The organism is Pseudomonas sp. 31-12 (assembly GCF_003151075.1).
Classification (GTDB): domain Bacteria; phylum Pseudomonadota; class Gammaproteobacteria; order Pseudomonadales; family Pseudomonadaceae; genus Aquipseudomonas.
Genome location: NZ_CP029482.1, coordinates 4,649,532 through 4,666,520 on the forward strand (window position 1 = coordinate 4,649,532; position 16,989 = coordinate 4,666,520).

The following is a 16,989-nucleotide window of genomic DNA, read 5'->3' on the forward strand; positions in this document are numbered from 1 at the left end:
CGCCTAAATTTTTGGGGTCGCTTCGCGACCCAACGGGGATAAATCCCCTCGCCACAGGTCACTCCCACAGTGGATTTGTGGTGATGCCTGAGCTGTTTATAATCCCCCGCTTGCCAGACATCGAGACCGGTATGACCGCCATCCACATCAAGTTCCCTTCCCTGACTCTCAAGGCCGGCCCGCGTGCCTTGGCGCGCATCCGTGAAAACGGTTTGAGCGCCGCCGATGTCGGTACGCTGCCAGGTGCCGCCGGTGGGCCGAAAGCCTTGGGGATTCAAGGTCTGGACCTGGCGTTGTTCGGCGAATGGCTGCCGACGGCTCCGCGGGAGCGTTCGTTGATTGGTGCGTCGGTCGGTTCCTGGCGTTTTGCAAGCGCCTGTCTGCCGGACGCCGCCGAAGGCATCCGGCGCCTCGGTCACCTCTACACCGAGCAGAACTTCGACAAGGGCGTGACCATGGCGCAGATCAGCCAGAGCTCCCGACGCATGCTCGATGAGCTGCTCGACGGTCGCGATGCGTCGATTCTGGACAACGCCCATTACCGCCTGAACATCATGGTGGTCAAAAGCCACGGCTTGCTCGCGGATGATCATCGCGGCCGCCTCGGGTTGGGCCTGTCGTCGGTGATCGCTGACAACCTGCGCGGTCGCGCGCGCCTGTCGCGGCACTTCGAACGGCTGATCATCCACGACCCGCGCTTGGCGCCGCCGGTCAATGCACTGAATGATTTCCCGTCGCGCTTCGTTGCGCTGAATGCCGGCAACCTGCGCCAGGCCCTGCTCGCCTCGGGCTCGATCCCGATGGTGATGGAAGGCGTGCGGGATTTGCCGGGCGCAGGTGCGGGGACGTTCCGCGATGGCGGTCTGCTGGACTATCACCTCGACCTGCCCTACAGCGGCAACGACATTGTGCTGTATCCGCACTTCACCGACCGGGTCATTCCCGGCTGGTTCGACAAGACCCTGCCGTGGCGCCGGGCCTGCCCTGAACGGTTGCAGGATGTTCTGCTGCTGGCGCCGTCGAAGGACTACCTGGCGCGCCTGCCCTACGGCAAGCTGCCGGACCGCAACGACTTCAAACGCTTCATGGGCGATGCCCCGAGCCGGCAGAAATACTGGCGTACGACGATGGATGAAAGCCGTCGCCTGGGTGACGAGTTCCTCGAACTGGCCGCCAATGGTCGCCTCGGCGAGCGCTTGCTGACCCTTTAGTCAGTGTTTTGCCCGACGCTCTGGTAAACTCGCCGCCTGCCCACATCGCCGCGGCGATCGCCACCTGACAGAGCTGAAATCACTGTGGAAATCTTCAAAGAGTTTACGTTCGAATCCGCCCACCGCCTGCCTCACGTACCGGAAGGCCACAAGTGCGGCCGCCTGCACGGTCACTCGTTCAAAGTGGCGATCCACTTGAGCGGCGACCTCGATCCGCACACCGGCTGGATCCGCGATTTCTCGGAAATCAAGGCGATCTTCAAGCCGCTGTACGAACGCCTGGACCACAACTACCTGAACGACATACCCGGCCTGGAAAACCCGACCAGCGAAGTGCTGGCCAAGTTCATCTGGAAAGAGCTGAAGCCGCTGCTGCCGGAACTCAGCGCAATCCGCATTCACGAGACGTGCACCAGTGGCTGCATTTATCACGGCGAATAAGCCGTTCTAAAAGACAACACAAACCCCTGTGTGGGAGCCTTTGTGGTGAGGGGATTTATCCCCTCGCCACAAAAGCCCGCTCCCACAGGGGGAATGCGTTTCGTCAGTGATACAAAAAACAGCCTTCATCGGCTGTTTTTTTATGCCTATGCTTTTTGGCTCGAACACGCCAAGAGGACATCCCCATGAGGACTGACTGGCCGCTGGCTCAGACCTATCGCTTCAACGGGCATTCCGTTCGTTACGCCGTCCGTGGCGACGGCCCGCCGCTGGTGTTTGTGCACGGCACGCCCTTTTCGTCTTACGTGTGGCACCGCATCGCTCCGCACTTCATCACCACCCACCGGGTGCATTACTTCGACCTGCTGGGTTACGGGCAATCCGAGAAAATCACCGGCGATGTGTCGCTGGGTGTGCAGAACGACCTGTTGGCGAACTTGCTCGACCATTGGGGCCTGGAGCGACCGGACGTGGTGGCTCACGACTTCGGCGGCGCCACCGCGCTGCGCGCGCACCTGCTGAACGGCAAGGATTATCGCAGCCTGACCCTGATTGATCCGGTGGCGCTGACACCGTGGGGTTCGCCGTTCGTGCAGCACGTACGCCAGCATGAAGCGGCGTTCAGCGGACTGCCCGATTACATTCAGCGGGCGATTGTGCCGGCGTATATTCGCGGGGCGATCAAGCGCGACATCCCCGATAAAGAACTCGACCCGTACGTGCAACCGTGGCTGGGCGATCCCGGGCAAGCAGCGTTCTATCGGCAGATTGCGCAGATGGACGAGCGCTATACCCGCGAGGCCGAAGGGTTGTACCCGACGGTGCGTTGCCCGGTGCAGATTCTATGGGGCGAGGATGATCAGTGGATTCCCATCGAGCGTGGACGGGCGCTGCATCAGATGATGGCCGGGTCGCAGTTTTATCCCGTCCCGAATGCCGGGCATCTGGTTCAGGAGGATGCGCCGGAAGCCATCGTCGCGGCGTTGCTGAAGTTTTTGCCCCTGATCCAATCTCCCTGAACAAACCGAATCCCCTCACCACAGGTCGCTCCCACATGGGTTCTGTGTTCTGTCGGGCGCACCGCTTTTGTGCCCGCCCCCGCGTCAATCCCGCCTGCTCGGCTATACATAACTAAGCCATCCCCGCTTGGCACGACCACTGCAACCCTCCCGCGTCCCCCCATTCAGCAAGGAACGCCACATGACGCAAAAAGATCCGGGCAACGATTACCCCCTCAGCGAAGTGCCGATGCATGCCCGCAAGGGCCTCGCCTCCACCGCCATGGTGCTGCTGGGCTTTACCTTCTTCACCGCCACCATGTTCGCCGGCGGCAAGCTCGGCGTGGCGTTCAGTTTTGGCGAGATGATGGCGGTGATCGTCGTCGGCAATCTGCTGCTGGGGATCTACGCCGCAGGCCTGGGTTACATCGCCTTCAAGAGCGGTTTGAACTCGGTGCTGATGGGGCGTTTTTGTTTCGGTGAAGTGGGTAGCAAGCTCAGCGACTTGATCCTCGGCTTCACCCAGATCGGCTGGTACGCCTGGGGCACGGCCACGGCCGCGGTGGTGCTGGGCAAGTATTTCGAACTGAACGAAGGCACCGTGCTGGGCCTGATGGTGTTGTTCGGTCTGGCGTTTTGCGCGACCGCGTATGTCGGTTATCGCGGGCTGGAAATCCTCTCCTACATCGCGGTGCCGGCGATGATGTTGCTGCTGATGCTGTCGATGTGGGTCGCCACGGTAAAGGTCGGCGGGCTCGATGGGCTGCTCGCGGTGGTCCCGACCGGCACGCTGGACTGGTCGACCGCGATCACCCTGGTGTTCGGCACCTTCGTCAGCGGCGCCACCCAGGCGACCAACTGGACGCGCTTCTCCCGTTCCGCCCGGGTCGCAGTACTGGCGAGCCTGATCGGCTTCTTTATCGGCAACGGCCTGATGGTATTGATCGGGGCCTACGGGGCCATCGTCTACCAGCAACCGGACGTGGTCGAAGTGCTGCTGTTGCAAGGGTTCGCCATGGCCGCGATGGCCATGTTGCTGCTCAACATCTGGAGCACCCAGGACAACACCATCTACAACTTCGCCGTCGCCGGCTGCAACCTATTGCGCACCGGTCGTCGCAAAACCGTGACCCTGGCCGGCGCAGTGATCGGCACCTTGCTCGCGCTGCTGGGCATGTACGACATGCTGGTGCCGTACCTGATTCTGCTGGGCACGGTGATTCCGCCGATAGGCGGCGTGATCATGGCGGATTTCTTCTACCGCTATCGTGGTCAATATCCTCGTCTGGCCGATGCTCGATTGCCGGCGTTCAACTGGCCCGGTTTGACCGCCTATGCCGTGGGCACTGTCGCCGCGTTCAGCTCACCCTGGATCGCGCCACTGGTAGGGATTGCCGCTGCCGCGCTAACGTATGTGTTACTGACCAGCGTACTGGGTGCCCGTGCTGCTGAAGCGCCATTACAAGATTTATAAAAGGATTCGCCTGATGCACATCATCAACGCCCGCCTGCGCAACCAAGAAGGCCTGCATGAGTTGCACCTGGAAAACGGCCTGATCCGCTCCATCGCCCGTCAGACCGAAGCCCCGACCCTCGGCCCCGACGACCTCGACGCCGGCGGCAACCTGGTGGTGCCCCCCTTTGTCGAGCCGCACATTCACCTCGACGCCACCCTCACCGCCGGCGAGCCGCGCTGGAACATGAGCGGCACGCTGTTCGAAGGCATCGAGTGCTGGGGTGAACGCAAGGTGACCATCACCGAGGAAGACACCAAGACCCGCGCCAAGAAAACCATCCAGACCCTCGCCGCCCACGGCATCCAGCATGTGCGCACCCACGTCGACGTCACCGACCCCCAACTGACCGCGCTCAAGGCGATGCTCGAAGTGCGCGAGGAAAGCCGTCACTTGATCGACATGCAGATCGTCGCGTTCCCCCAGGAAGGCATCGAGTCCTATCGCAACGGACGGGAGCTGATGGAAGAGGCGATCCGCATGGGCGCTGATGTGGTCGGCGGTATTCCGCATTTCGAGTACACCCGCGATCAAGGCGTCAGCTCGGTGAAGTACCTGATGGACCTGGCCGAACGCACCGGTTGCCTGGTGGACGTGCATTGCGACGAGACCGACGACCCGCATTCACGCTTTCTTGAAGTGCTGGCCGAAGAAGCCCGCAGTCGTGACATGGGTTCGCGGGTAACGGCCAGCCACACCACGGCGATGGGGTCCTACGACAACGCTTACTGCGCCAAACTCTTCCGTCTGCTCGGGCATTCGAGGATCAGTTTTGTCTCCTGCCCGACCGAAAGCATTCACCTGCAAGGGCGCTTCGACACCTTCCCGAAACGCCGCGGCGTGACCCGGGTGAATGAGTTGCTGGAAGCGGGGATGAACGTGTGTTTCGGCCAGGACTCGATCGTTGACCCGTGGTATCCGCTGGGTAACGGCAACATTCTGCGGGTGCTGGAAGCGGGGCTGCATATTTGCCACATGCTGGGTTACCGCAACCTGCAAAGTGCCCTGGACCTGGTCACCGATAACAGCGCCAAGGCGATGAACCTTGGGGACCGCTATGGGCTGGAGGCCGGACGGCCGGCGAATTTGCTGATTCTGTCGGCGGACAGCGATTACGAGGTGATTCGCAGTCAGGGCTTGCCGTTGTATTCGGTGCGCGATGGCAAGGTGTTGATGAAGCGGACGATGCCGGTGGTGGAGTTCAGTGACGGTTCGAGCTGAGATTTTCGTTGAATTTGCAGGCCCCATCGCGGGCAAGCCCGCTCCCACAGGGATCTGTGTCGTTCACAAACCCTGTGGGAGCGGGCTTGCCCGCGATGGGGCCCGCTGATTCAACTCATCAACCGCGCCGTGCCGAACAGCCTGACCCGACTCAATTCGCCCTCCGACTCTTCCAGCAAAATCGGCGCCGTACCGCCCGGCATGACCACTTTCACTTCCCCCGCCGCCACCCAACCCACCCGCCAAGCCGCACACGCCACCGCACTGGCGCTGGTGCCTGACGACGCGGTGGGCCCTTCCCCACGCTCAAACACCCGCGCCACCACGCGCCCCTCGGACTCAAGCATCGCCCATTGCAAATTCACCCCCGCCGGACACGGCAGCCCTGCTCCGGTCGGCGCGGCGTAGGCGATACGCAACAAGCCTTGCGCCAAGGGCGGCTCACGCATCTGCTCATTGCTCGGCAACGCCTCGGCATCTGTCAGCAACGTCACACAATGCGGATTGCCGATGCGCACAAACTGGCTGCGATTCCAGGCCGGATCAAGCGCCGATAACGGCTGCACATGACTGACTTCGCGCTCATTCAGCGTCGCGCCTTCAACCTCGCGCGCGCCCACCGCTTGCGACCCGAACGAAGGTTTGCCCAAATCCAGCCAGAACCCTTGCACGCCATCGACTTCAGCGGGTTTCACCGTGGTTTCCACCGGTGAAACCGCATCGCGCTTGTCGTGATGAATCCGCAGCAGGCACGCCTGTTCTTTCGGCATCAATCCTTGCTCGCTGAGCGACTGGGAAAAAATCGTCAACCCGTTGCCACTGCGCTCGGCCAGGGTGCCGTCGGTATTGACGATTAACAGATCAAAGGGTGGCGACGATTGAAACGGCCCCACCAGCAACCCGTCGCAGCGATGGTCTTTGCTGCCCGCCGGTTGCGTGCCGGGCGCCCAACTGCAGAACGACTCGATGGCTGCCAACGCCCAATGCTCGCGGGATTGCGTAGCGTGGCTGGCCTGGTCCGGCAATTCGATACCGCTACCGCGCACCTCGTCGGGCGCCACCACCGCGTAGATATTGCCTCGAGCATCGTAGAACGGCGTCATGGATCAGTCCTGAAATCAGCCTGAAAAAGAGCCTGTACTGTAGGCGTCAACTGGCTGCGATGAAATACCGCCCCGGCGTCACGCCAAGCGCGCGGCGGAACATGGCAATGAACGCGCTGACATTGTCATAACCCAGTTGCAGCGCAATGGTTGTCACTGGAACGTCTGCGGCGAGCAACTCCAGCGCCCGCAGCAAGCGTGCGCGCTGGCGCCATTGGCTGAAGCTGAAGCCGGTTTCACTGACGAAGCGTCGGGCCAGGGTCCGGCCAGACAAGCCTGCCCATTGCGCCCACTCCGCGAGTGAACGGTTGTCGGCAAGGTCGTCGGCCAGTGCCTGACTGATCCGTCGCAGACGAGGATCGAGTGGCAGCGGCAGTCCGAGGGGCTCGGCGGGCAGCACGGCGATCTCATCAAGCAGCAGTTGGGCGATCCGCTCCTGCCGCTGATCCATCGGTCCCTCGCCCCAGGTCGCCGCCCGATCGACGGCCTCGCGCAGCAACCCCGAAATCGCGATGATGCAGGGTTGCCCGGGCAAATCGACACAGGCCGGCGCGGCCACGTAGACACTCCAGCCGTGGAACGGACCGTGGGAGCGCAAGCCATGCACACAGTCCGGTGGAATCCAGACCGCATGGGTCGCCGGCACCACCCAGTGATGGTCAGCCGCCGCCACCGTCAACAGCCCGCGCCGCGCGCCCAGCAATTGCCCGCGCGCGTGCCGGTGGGGAGCGCTGGTTCGCTCGCTCGGGCTGTTCAGGACTGAGGCAATCACCATGGGCCCCGTGGAGGATTGCACCCGTTCAGTAGATATCAGCGGTTTAGTCATTGGCAGTTTCACGTTATCGAATGACCCGGATAGCGCAGTTTAGCCAAGAGCAACACATTAATCTGAGCGCTCATCCACTGGAGCCTCAACCATGCGCGCCGAAGACCTGCTTCCCGACGATCAAAACCAGGGCCAATTCAAAGGAGTTACCGTGCGCAAAGGCACGGTCGGGGCCTTTCTGACCAATGCCCGGGTATTTGCCGACGACCGTGCAAACGAAGAAAAACGCCGAAGCGCCGAGCTCGATATTGTGGCGGCCTTGCCGGCGCTTCGCGCATTGGGGTTGTTCGACATCCTGCAAGTACGCGACGAGTCCTTGCGAGTGTTGTGCGACCAACCGTGACACCCGCGCTCGCGATTATGGGTCAGGCTGTGCAAGGATGTCCCCCTGCCTCACCGCAAACCTGCGCGGACGCTGACCGAACCCTATGGGTCAGTCACTGTCCCTTGGGAACGCGACGTTTTTTGCCAAGGATTGATATGACCAGCCTCAATACCCAAGCCTCATTTGTTCCCGGACGCCTGGAGCAGATGTCCACCCGCATCGCCTTTTTCATCGCAGGTCTTGGCATCGCCGCCTGGGCGCCGCTGGTGCCGTATGCCAAGGCACGGGCCGGGCTCGACGAAGGGACGCTCGGGTTGTTGCTGTTATGCCTGGGGGTGGGCTCGATTCTGGCGATGCCGATGGCGGGTCTCTTGTCCACGCGTTTCGGCTGCCGTCGGGTTGCGACCGGGGGAACGTTGTTGATCTGCGTCGCGTTGCCGTTATTGGCGACGGTGTCATCGGTGCCGGCATTGATCGCCACGCTGTTCCTGTTTGGCGCTGGTTTGGGCACGGTGGATTCGACGGTGAACCTGCAAGCGGTGATCGTCGAACGCGCCAGTGGCAAGAACATGATGTCGGGGTTTCACGGGATGTTCAGCCTCGGCGGAATTGTCGGCGCGGCGGGTGTCAGCGCTCTGCTCGGCCTGGGACTGTCGCCGCTGGGGGCGATGGCGGTGGTGATTGTCGTGCTGGTGCTGGCCTTGCTTAAAGCGGCGCCGCACCTGTTGCCTTACGGCAGCGAAAGCTCGGGACCTGCGTTTGCCGTACCCCATGGCATCGTGCTGTTTATCGGCGGCATGTGTTTCATCGTGTTCCTGGCCGAGGGCGCGGCGCTCGACTGGAGCGCGGTGTTCCTGGTGCAGGAACGCGGGATCGACACGGCATACGCGGGGCTGGGCTACGCGGCGTTTGCCCTGACCATGACCGCCGGGCGGCTGACCGGCGACAGGATTGTCCGGCATCTGGGCGCGACGCGGGTGATGGTGTTCGGTGGCCTGATGGCGGCGGCGGGACTGGCACTGGCGACATTTGCACCGGCCTGGGAGGCGGCGCTGGTCGGTTATGCGTTATTGGGTGCGGGTTGCTCGAACATCGTGCCGGTGCTGTACACCGCGGTCGGAAAACAGACAGTCATGCCTGAGCACATTGCGGTGCCGGCCATTACCACGTTGGGCTACGCGGGGATTCTCGCGGGCCCGGCGGTGATCGGGTTTATCGCCCATGGTAGCAGTTTGAGTTTTGCGTTTGGGTTGATGGCGGTGTTGCTGGTGGCGGTGGCCATTGGCGGCAAGGTGTTGAAGGTCTGATAAAGCTATCGCCAGCAGGCTGGCTCCCACAGGGGATCTTCAGTGAACACAAATTGTGTGTTTAGCAGAGATCAATGTGGGAGCCAGCCTGCTGGCGATGGGGTCACCTCGATCCATCAGAACCCGACGCTGGCCTGCACAAAGAACGTGCGCGGCGCGCCGACGTACATCCCCGAGTTGTTGTCGCTGGAGCGGGTGAAGTACTGCTTGTCGAAGATGTTTTTCACACCGGCGCCGACTTTCAGGTTCGACAGCTGCGAACCAAAGTCATAACCGCCGCGCACGTTCCAGGTCACGTAGCCCGGGATATCGCCGTACTGACCATCAGCGGAGCCTTCGGTGATGTAGTTGTTGGTGAAGCTGCCATCGGCGTTCACCGCAACGCCCGGTGAGCGCTGCTTGGACTGGGCAAACGCATCGAGGTTGTAGGTCCAGCGGTTGATGTCGTAGCGCAGTCCGGCGGTCGCCACCTGGCGCGAGTAGAACGGCAGGTCACGGCCCTTGAAGCCTGGAATTTCACCTTCATACACCGCGCGGGTGTAGGTGAAGCCTGCATTGGCGGTCAGGCCGTCGAGCCGTGGGTCGAGTGCCGCCATGTTGTAGTGCACCGACGCCTCGATACCCCGGTGCGTGGTCGCACCGAGGTTGGTCCAGCCCGCGTCGTTGCTGATGTATTGCAGCTCTTTATCGAAGTCGATGTAGAACGCCGTCAACTCGCCGCCCCACACTTCATTGTTGTAGCGCGTGCCGACCTCATAGGTCTTGGCCTTTTCCGGTTCCAGGCCATTGGCGGGTTCGTCCCCCGTCCCGCCCTGACCCAGCTGGAAATACTGCAGGCTGCCGAACGAGGTTTCGTAGTTGGCGAACAGCTTCCACTCTTCCGACAGGTGATACATCACGCTCAAGGCCGGCAGCGGCTCGTTGCTTTCGATGCTGCGGTTCTTCTCCGGTACACGTCTGCCGGCGGTGTCGAGCACAGCGCGGTCGTGCCAGTCGGTGCTGATGTGTTCGAAGCGAATGCCGGGGGTGATGGTCCAGTTGCCGACGTCGATTTTGTTATCGACGTACACCGAGTTGGCTTCAGTGCCGCCGGTGCGATCCTGGTACACATGGCCGTCCGAACCGGGACGAATCACCGGCTCGTTGTTGACCAGCGCCAGGCGGCTGGCCTGCTCGTGCATCGCTTCCTTGAGGTAGCGATAACCGACACTGACTTCCTGGGTGGTCGGACCGACGTCAAACACACGGGACACCCGCGGTTCAATGCCGATGGTGTAGTAGGTGCGCGGGAACGAGCCCAGGGTTTTCTGATCGCGAGCGGCGATGTTGCTGCCACGGAAGCTGTCGGTGTAGTAAGTCAGCACTTCGGCCTGGGTGCGGTCGTCGAGCTGCCGCGTCCACTTGAACGAGACATCCTTGCGGCGTCCGCTGAAGTTGTCATTGTTGCGGTCGGACTGAAACGGATTGGCGTCGTACTGCGCCTGGGTCAGGCCGCCGGGCATGTCGGCGCTGGCGTCGTAGTAGTGAAAATTGAGGCTGAAGTCGTCGACATCGGTCGGCGCCCAGTGCGTCTTGAGCATCACGTCGTCGATGTCATTGCCGTTGTTGCGCTCGCGGTAACCGTTACCGTTCACGCCCGAGTACAACAGCGCCATGCCGATGCCATTGTCGGCGGTGCCACCGAGAAACGCCGTGTCGATGTGTTTCCAGCCGCCGTGCTGGGAGGTTTCCAGGGTGGTGCCGATTTCACCGGTGGCTTTCTCCGGGATCGCGCGCGTCACGAAGTTGATCACGCCACCGACGTTCTGCGGTCCATAACGCACGGAACCGGCGCCACGTACCACGTCGATGCTGTCGAGGTTGCCGGAGGAGATCGGTGCCATGGACAGTTGCGGCTGGCCGTACGGCGCGAAGGCGGCCGGTATACCGTCGATCAGCACCGTGGAGCGCGGCGAGAGGCGCGAGGTCAGGCCGCGCACGCCGACGTTCAGGGAAATGTCGCTGCCGCCGGTACCGTTGGCGTCCTGCACTTGCACGCCGGGCACGCGCTTCAACACGTCGCCGACATTCATGGCGCCCTGCTCGACCATCGCTTCGCGGCGGATCACCGTGCGTGCGCCGGGATGGTTCTGCACCACCGCTGCGTCGGCATCGCCGAGCCAATCGCCGACCACTTTGATGTCAGTCACGCCCAGTTCGATCGGGCCTGCGCCAGCGGAAGTCGGGACCGGCGTGAGGGTCACCGAGCCTTGATCGATCTGGTATTGCAGGCCGCTGCCTTGCAGCAATTGGCGCAAGGCCTGTTCCGGAGAGAGGTCGCCGTCGACGGCGGGTGCCTGTTTGCCGGCCACCAGTTCAGGACTGAAGAAAACCTGCAGCGACGTTTGCTGACCCAGCTCACTCAAGGCCTGGCCCAACGGCTGCGCCGCAATATGGATGCCGTCGGCGGAGAACGCCTGGGGTAGCGCGGCACTGACGGCCAGGGCGAGCGCGAGCCGCAACCAAGGTGAATTGTTGTTTTTAGCGGTGGTTTTCTTCACGTCGAACATTGTCCTGTAGATCGCAAGAGTGTGCGGCTGTTAATGCAAACCAGTTGCAGTTGGACAAGAAGACGAAGAACTCAAAAAAAACCTGAATCTATTTTGAAATTATTTCCTGACTGCCGTCGTCGAGGTTTCGTACGGCCACCGGCAAAATGCTCGGCAAGGCCTTGAGCAGCGCGTCGGTGTTGTCGGATTTGAACACGCTGGTCAGGCGCAGATTGCCCACTTTGTCGTTGCCGACCGTCAGCGGCTTCTCGCGGTAACGCGAAACTTCTGCCGCGACATCGGCAAGGCTGGCGTTGTTGAACACCAGTTTGCCGCTGCGCCACGCGGTCAGTTCTGCCGGATTGACCGCGTAAGCGGCAGCCACCACGCCTTGGGCATCGACGCGAGTGCCGAGGCCGGCGGTGAGACTGATGACATCCGGTCCCTGCCCCTGGACCTTGACCGTGCCCTGCTCCACCGCCACCCGGGTTTCCGTGAGGTCGCGGCGCACATCGAAGCGCGTGCCGGTGACGGTCACTTTGCCGCTGCCCGCCTCGACCACGAACGGCCGGTTGCTGTCGTGCTCGACGCTGAACATGGCTTCGCCTTCAGTCAGCTCGATGCCGCGACGGTCCTTTTCATAGCGCACCTGAATGCGGCTGCGGCTGTTCAGGTCGATCACCGAACCGTCGGGCAACGCCACATGACGGCGCTCGCCCAAAGCCGTGGAATAGTCGGCGGTGTAGGTCGCCGGGTGATTCAAACCGCTGAACAGCCCCAACCCGAGCGCCACGGCCAATACACTGGCCGCCACCGCGTAACGCACCAACGGCTGACGTTTACGCCGGGCCGGCGGGGTTTCGCACAGGGCTTGCAGACGCTTGGCGGGCAGCAGATCGGCGGCCGACCACAGGCCCTGGAGCACTTGGAACTCATCGCGATGCTGAGGGTGTTCAGCCAGCCAGGCTTCGAAACGGCGGTACTCCTCGACATCCACGGCCGGTTCCTGCAAACGCACAAACCACCGCGCCGCGTCGTCGCGAACCGTTGTTTGCCCGCACGCACAATCACGAGTATCCATCATGGAAGTTCCTGTTTGGCTGGGGGTGAGAAGGCGCGGGCGATCATGGGTGCAATCCGTCGAGGCGGTCGCGCAGATGCCGCAAGGTGCGGATCATATACTTTTCCACCATGTTCTTGGACAGACCCAGGCGTTCGGCGATTTCCGCCTGGGTCAGGCCTTCGATCTTCTGCCAGACGAACACCTTGCGGCAATTGACTGGCAGCTCGGTGAGCGCCCGTTCGATGGAATCAGCCAACTGGATCGCATGCATGAAATGCTCCGGGTCGCCGGACGACGACGCACTGTGATCAACCGCCTCCGACTCCATGGCGCCCCGCCGATCCTCACGCCGATACCCATCCACCGCGATGTTGCGCGCGGTCTGGTGCAAATACGCCCGGGGTTGCTCCACCGCCGACGAATCGGACTCAAGCACCCGCACGAAAGTGTCGTGGGCCAGATCCTCGGCCTGCTGACGATTTCTCAGGCGACGGGTCCAGGTGCCAACCAACTCTTCGTAATGCTCGAAAAAGCCGTGTCTGCGGGGCAACTTGGGGGTCATTGCGGTGTGCTGTGGAGACGGGGCGTGAATAGTAATGCTTCCTATTAAGGGGAAGCAATGGATTCCACATCGGCAGGGTCGCCGTTAGTCAGTCGAGCCAACGGCCCCCGTTGCAGGGGCCGTCTTAAACGTCTGGATCAGTGCGCGATGCACACCGATTTCAGCTCGGTAAACGCCTCAATCACCGCGCGACCAAACTCGCGGCCCATGCCCGATTGTTTGACGCCGCCAAATGGCATCGCCGGATCGAGCAGCACGTGGGCGTTAACCCACACCGTACCAGCCTCGATACGCGGCACCAGGTTCATGGCTTTGCCGAGGTCGTTGGTCCAAAGGCTGGCGGCCAGTCCGTAACGGTTGTCGTTGGCCAAGGCGATCACCGCATCTTCGTCGTCGAACGGCATCACGCCCAGCACCGGACCGAACACCTCTTCACGGGCCACGGCCATGCTGTGGTCGATGTCGGCCAGAATGGTCGGCTGCACGTAGAAGCCCTCGCCTTCCAGCAACTCGCCACCTGACACTACGCGAGCGCCTTCGCGACGCGCCATTTCAATGTGCTTGAGCACGCTTTGTTGCTGCTTGCGCGACACCAGCGGGTTGATCGCCGCATTGCTGTTCATGCCCGCGCCGATCGGCATCGCCGATACCGCGGCGGCCAGCGCTTCGACGAACTGATCGTGGATCGAGCGATGCACATAGAAGCGCGACGCCGCCGCGCAGACCTGGCCGTTGTTCAGCAGGCCGCCGAGGATCGCGCCCTGCACCGCTTTCTCGATGTCGGCATCGGCCAGCACGATCATCGGGTTTTTGCCGCCCAGTTCCAGCGAGAAGCGCGTCATGTTGGCCATGCACGCCACGCCGACACTTTTGCCCACCGCCGTGGAGCCGGTGAACGAGACTTTGCTCACCAATGGATGCGCGGTCAGCACGCCACCGACCGAGGCGCCGCCACCGGTGACGACGTTGAACACGCCGGCCGGAATGCCGGCTTCCAGGGCCAGTTCAGCCAGGCGCATCGCCGTCAGCGGCGTTTCCATCGCCGGTTTGATGATCACCGTGCAACCGGTGGCCAGCGCCGGCATCAATTTCCAGGCAGCGATCAGCAGCGGGAAGTTCCACGGCACGATGCCGACCACCACGCCCACCGGTTCGCGCTTGGTGAACGCGGTGAATTTGGCACCCGGCGGCAGCGGGATCGACACGTCGAATGTCTGGCCTTCGATCTTGGTCGCCCAGCCCGACATGTAGCGCATGAACTCGACGGTGGCGTTCAAATCCAGCGCGCGGGCCATGTTGATCGACTTGCCCTGGCTCAGGGTTTCCAGCTGCGCCAGTTCTTCGGCATGCGCCTCAACCAGCGCGGTGAAGTTCAGGAGGATGCGTTCCCGATCCGCCGGGCGCAAACCGGACCACACGCCGGATTTGAAGGCTTTATGGGATGACTGCACGGCCTGCTCGACCACCTCCAGCGGCGCATCCAGGGTTTCGCACAGGGTTTGCCCGGTGGCCGGGTTGACCACGGCAATGGTCGGGCCGTCGGCCAACACCCATTGACCGTCGATGAAGCAGCCATGGCGGCGGTCGAGGAAGGCAGCGACCTGCGGCAGAATTTCAACGTTGCTCATAATTCACCTGTCGTTCGAACGAGTGGATCAGCCTGAAATATCCGGCCGATTAGCGTTGTTCTTTGAGGAAGCACACGACCGCCTGGCGATCATCTGCGGAAGCCATGCCCATGTAGGGCATGTAGGTCCCGGGCACATAGGCCTGGGGTTGGGTGATCAGCTGGGTGATGGTTTCCGCCTGCCAGGCCACGTCTTTGCTGCGCATGGCCTGGGAGTAGCTGAAGCCTTCCAGCGAGCCGGATTTGCGCCCGACCACACCCGCCAGGTTCGGGCCCATCAGGCCGGCCGTGCCTTTGCTCACCGAGTGGCAAACCCCGCATTCATTGGCGAAGACCTGGGCGCCATGGCCCTGGTCCGGCGCGCAATCGGCGGCGACCACGGTTTGCGTCACCGCCAGTGACAGCAAACCGATAAGGGAGAATTTCTGCGAAGTGATCATAGAAGACAACCTTGAAAATCCGTATGGACCAGAGTTGATACGGATTGTCAGCGCTCGCTACCACGCAGGTTTTGCCCTGCGTGCCAGTTGTATTGGCAAGGCTGCCAAACCACGCATTTTGGCAAGCACAACCAACTCTTTGGCAACCAGACAAAAGGGCGAAAAAGTTCCGCGCCTTAGTATCAAAAAAGACCTCAACCCTGTGGTCATGAACAAGAATGGATGCCACACCATGCTCAAGTCCCCCATGCTTCGTCTCTCGACGCTGGCGCTGCTGATCGGCGCCAGCCAGGCCCATGCCTACGAACTGTATGCCGATGACGACAGTCACCTGAACGCCACGCTGGAGGCGGTATTCGGCATTTTCCACAGCCAGGAAAACTATGCGCTGTCCGGGCGTCTCGACGAGGGTTCTTCGTCGTGGCGCGAGGGCTACATCAAATACGGCCTGAGCTTCGACCAAGGCCTGGCCGGCGTCGGCACCGCTTACGGCGCGGCGAATCTGCTCAGCTCCGGCACCTGGGGCGACGGCGATGCCGCCGGTTTCAGCGACGGCTCGGAGCGCACCACCAAATTCGAAGACGCCTACCTCGGCTGGCGCTCGGGCAAGCTGTTTGACGTGCTGGGTGAGGACGGTGTCGACCTGTCCTTCGGCCGCCAGAACATCGTGGTCGGCGACGGTTTCCTGATTAATGGCGACGCGCTCAACCTGGGCAAAGGCCTGGCCGACGGCGAATTCAACCGTGGAGGCGCCTATTGGCTGGCCGCCCGCAAAGCCTTCGACGAAACCGCGGTATTGCGTCTGGGTGGCAAGGAAGGCTGGCGCAGCGACCTGATGTGGCTGAAGTCAAACAACCGCTCGCAAGCGAAAACCGAAATGTACGTCGGCACCCTCGAACACGTTGCCGAAGCCGGCACGGTCGGCCTGACCTACATCGACACCAAAGATGTCGATGAACAGTACGCCTCACCGTTGCAGCTCGAACGCGACGGCATGAAAACCTACAGCCTGCGGGCGACGGGCAATGCCGGGGTGAAAAGCCTGTTCCTCTCCGGCGAATACGCCAAGCAAGACAAACCGCACACTGCCACCGAAGACGCGTGGTACCTGGAAGCCGGCTGGACCTTTGCCGACGCGCCCTGGACGCCATATGTCAGCTACCGCTACAGCCGTTTTTCGGAAGGTTACGACACGCTGTTCTACGGGTTCAGTCGCGGTTTTGGCACCTGGTTCCAGGGTGAAGTGGCGGGCAACTACGCTGGCCCGTTCAACACCAACTCGCGCATCCAGAACGTCACGCTGAAAGTCTCGCCACTGGAAAACCTCACAGTCGGCGCGATGTATTTCAACTTCGACACCATCGATCGCAACCTCGGCAACACCGACGGTCACGAGATCGACCTGTACGCCGAATGGCACCTCAACGATCACCTGACCATCATGCCGCTGATTGGTCTGTATCAGCCGGACAAGAGCGCCGATCAGGGCGGCACTCAGCTGGGCAACAACGACAAAAACCTCTACAGCCAAGTGGTGTTTGCCACCACCTTCTAAGTCAGACAGGGGCAGTGGCGCATCCGCTGGCCCCTATGGAAAAAGGCCTTTCCAATGCACAAAAGATTCCTGACGATCCAGAGTAAGATCGCCCTGCTCGCCGGCCTCTGCCTGTTGCTGGTAGTGGGTTTGCTGATGGGCTTGTCGCTGTATCAAACCCATCAAAGCAGCCAGCAAGTAGCACGCGCCAGCAGCGAAATGCTCGCCAACGCGGCCAAGGAACACATGCAGGCGCTGGGCAAAGTGCAGGCGATGCAGGTGCAACGCA

15 protein-coding genes are annotated in these 16,989 nt (G+C 61.9%); 8 read left to right on the forward strand and 7 right to left on the reverse strand.

Going from position 1 to position 16,989, the window contains the following annotated elements:
* Window positions 1-131 precede the first annotated feature (131 nt).
* The 5 genes from DJ564_RS22035 (at window position 132) to codA (ending at window position 5,385) form a co-directional block, all read left to right on the forward strand.
* A complete protein-coding gene (locus DJ564_RS22035; protein ID WP_109633289.1) occupies window positions 132-1,211 on the forward strand; it encodes a hypothetical protein in 1,080 nt (359 codons plus the stop codon).
* Window positions 1,212-1,295: 84 nt separating this feature from the next.
* Window positions 1,296-1,652 carry a 6-carboxytetrahydropterin synthase QueD gene (gene queD, locus DJ564_RS22040; protein WP_008152165.1) on the forward strand — a complete coding sequence of 119 codons (357 nt, stop codon included), beginning with the start codon at window positions 1,296-1,298 and terminating at the stop codon, window positions 1,650-1,652.
* Between the two features lie 185 nt (window positions 1,653-1,837).
* Window positions 1,838-2,671 (forward strand): alpha/beta fold hydrolase, encoded by an 834-nt coding sequence (locus DJ564_RS22045; protein WP_109633291.1) that lies wholly within the window; start codon window positions 1,838-1,840, stop codon window positions 2,669-2,671.
* A gap of 181 nt (window positions 2,672-2,852) precedes the next feature.
* On the forward strand, window positions 2,853-4,124 hold the full coding sequence (gene codB / locus DJ564_RS22050) for a cytosine permease (protein ID WP_109633293.1): 1,272 nt from the start codon (window positions 2,853-2,855) through the stop codon (window positions 4,122-4,124).
* Between the two features lie 13 nt (window positions 4,125-4,137).
* Window positions 4,138-5,385, forward strand: a complete 1,248-nt coding sequence (codA, locus tag DJ564_RS22055; RefSeq protein WP_109633295.1) for a cytosine deaminase — start codon at window positions 4,138-4,140, stop codon at window positions 5,383-5,385.
* Between the two features lie 110 nt (window positions 5,386-5,495).
* Here the strand turns inward: codA and DJ564_RS22060 are convergent, their stop codons facing one another.
* Both DJ564_RS22060 and DJ564_RS22065 read right to left on the reverse strand, forming a co-directional pair.
* Complete coding sequence (locus DJ564_RS22060) at window positions 5,496-6,488, reverse strand: diaminopimelate epimerase (protein ID WP_109633296.1); 993 nt, start codon at window positions 6,486-6,488, stop codon at window positions 5,496-5,498.
* Window positions 6,489-6,534: 46 nt separating this feature from the next.
* Entirely contained in the window at window positions 6,535-7,314 is a 780-nt protein-coding gene (locus tag DJ564_RS22065) for a helix-turn-helix domain-containing protein (protein ID WP_109633297.1), read from the reverse strand.
* A 91-nt stretch (window positions 7,315-7,405) separates the two neighbouring features.
* On the opposite strand from DJ564_RS22065, the gene DJ564_RS22070 reads away from it, so the two are divergent.
* Together DJ564_RS22070 and DJ564_RS22075 are read left to right on the forward strand one after the other, a co-directional pair.
* Complete coding sequence (locus DJ564_RS22070) at window positions 7,406-7,657, forward strand: hypothetical protein (protein ID WP_109633298.1); 252 nt, start codon at window positions 7,406-7,408, stop codon at window positions 7,655-7,657.
* A gap of 137 nt (window positions 7,658-7,794) precedes the next feature.
* Complete coding sequence (locus DJ564_RS22075) at window positions 7,795-8,946, forward strand: MFS transporter (protein ID WP_109633299.1); 1,152 nt, start codon at window positions 7,795-7,797, stop codon at window positions 8,944-8,946.
* Between the two features lie 116 nt (window positions 8,947-9,062).
* Here the strand turns inward: DJ564_RS22075 and DJ564_RS22080 are convergent, their stop codons facing one another.
* The 5 genes from DJ564_RS22080 to DJ564_RS22100 form a co-directional block, all read right to left on the reverse strand.
* On the reverse strand, window positions 9,063-11,486 hold the full coding sequence (locus tag DJ564_RS22080) for a TonB-dependent receptor (protein WP_109636161.1): 2,424 nt from the start codon (window positions 11,484-11,486) through the stop codon (window positions 9,063-9,065).
* Between the two features lie 97 nt (window positions 11,487-11,583).
* Window positions 11,584-12,558, reverse strand: coding sequence for a FecR family protein (locus DJ564_RS22085; RefSeq protein WP_109633300.1), 975 nt, complete (start codon window positions 12,556-12,558; stop codon window positions 11,584-11,586).
* Window positions 12,559-12,598: 40 nt separating this feature from the next.
* On the reverse strand, window positions 12,599-13,099 hold the full coding sequence (locus tag DJ564_RS22090; protein ID WP_109633302.1) for a sigma-70 family RNA polymerase sigma factor: 501 nt from the start codon (window positions 13,097-13,099) through the stop codon (window positions 12,599-12,601).
* 137 nt (window positions 13,100-13,236) lie between these two features.
* Window positions 13,237-14,727, reverse strand: a complete 1,491-nt coding sequence (locus tag DJ564_RS22095; RefSeq protein ID WP_109633304.1) for an aldehyde dehydrogenase family protein — start codon at window positions 14,725-14,727, stop codon at window positions 13,237-13,239.
* Window positions 14,728-14,776: 49 nt separating this feature from the next.
* Window positions 14,777-15,166, reverse strand: coding sequence for a cytochrome c family protein (locus tag DJ564_RS22100; protein WP_109633306.1), 390 nt, complete (start codon window positions 15,164-15,166; stop codon window positions 14,777-14,779).
* A gap of 232 nt (window positions 15,167-15,398) precedes the next feature.
* Between DJ564_RS22100 and DJ564_RS22105 the strand changes: the two genes are divergently transcribed.
* Entirely contained in the window at window positions 15,399-16,721 is a 1,323-nt protein-coding gene (locus DJ564_RS22105; RefSeq protein WP_109633308.1) for a hypothetical protein, read from the forward strand.
* Window positions 16,722-16,989 lie beyond the last annotated feature (268 nt).

Excerpts from the sequence above, each read along its gene's own strand:
- DJ564_RS22095 (WP_109633304.1), bottom strand. The coding sequence starts at position 14,727 with ATGAGCAACGTTGAAATTCTGCCGCAGGTCGCTGCCTTCCTCGACCGC.
- codA (WP_109633295.1), top strand. The coding sequence starts at position 4,138 with ATGCACATCATCAACGCCCGCCTGCGCAACCAAGAAGGCCTGCATGAG.
- DJ564_RS22060 (WP_109633296.1), bottom strand. The coding sequence starts at position 6,488 with ATGACGCCGTTCTACGATGCTCGAGGCAATATCTACGCGGTGGTGGCG.
- DJ564_RS22085 (WP_109633300.1), bottom strand. The coding sequence starts at position 12,558 with ATGATGGATACTCGTGATTGTGCGTGCGGGCAAACAACGGTTCGCGAC.
- DJ564_RS22100 (WP_109633306.1), bottom strand. The coding sequence starts at position 15,166 with ATGATCACTTCGCAGAAATTCTCCCTTATCGGTTTGCTGTCACTGGCG.
- DJ564_RS22035 (WP_109633289.1), top strand. The coding sequence starts at position 132 with ATGACCGCCATCCACATCAAGTTCCCTTCCCTGACTCTCAAGGCCGGC.
- codB (WP_109633293.1), top strand. The coding sequence starts at position 2,853 with ATGACGCAAAAAGATCCGGGCAACGATTACCCCCTCAGCGAAGTGCCG.
- DJ564_RS22075 (WP_109633299.1), top strand. The coding sequence starts at position 7,795 with ATGACCAGCCTCAATACCCAAGCCTCATTTGTTCCCGGACGCCTGGAG.
- DJ564_RS22090 (WP_109633302.1), bottom strand. The coding sequence starts at position 13,099 with ATGACCCCCAAGTTGCCCCGCAGACACGGCTTTTTCGAGCATTACGAA.
- DJ564_RS22065 (WP_109633297.1), bottom strand. The coding sequence starts at position 7,314 with ATGACTAAACCGCTGATATCTACTGAACGGGTGCAATCCTCCACGGGG.
- DJ564_RS22070 (WP_109633298.1), top strand. The coding sequence starts at position 7,406 with ATGCGCGCCGAAGACCTGCTTCCCGACGATCAAAACCAGGGCCAATTC.
- DJ564_RS22045 (WP_109633291.1), top strand. The coding sequence starts at position 1,838 with ATGAGGACTGACTGGCCGCTGGCTCAGACCTATCGCTTCAACGGGCAT.
- DJ564_RS22105 (WP_109633308.1), top strand. The coding sequence starts at position 15,399 with ATGCTCAAGTCCCCCATGCTTCGTCTCTCGACGCTGGCGCTGCTGATC.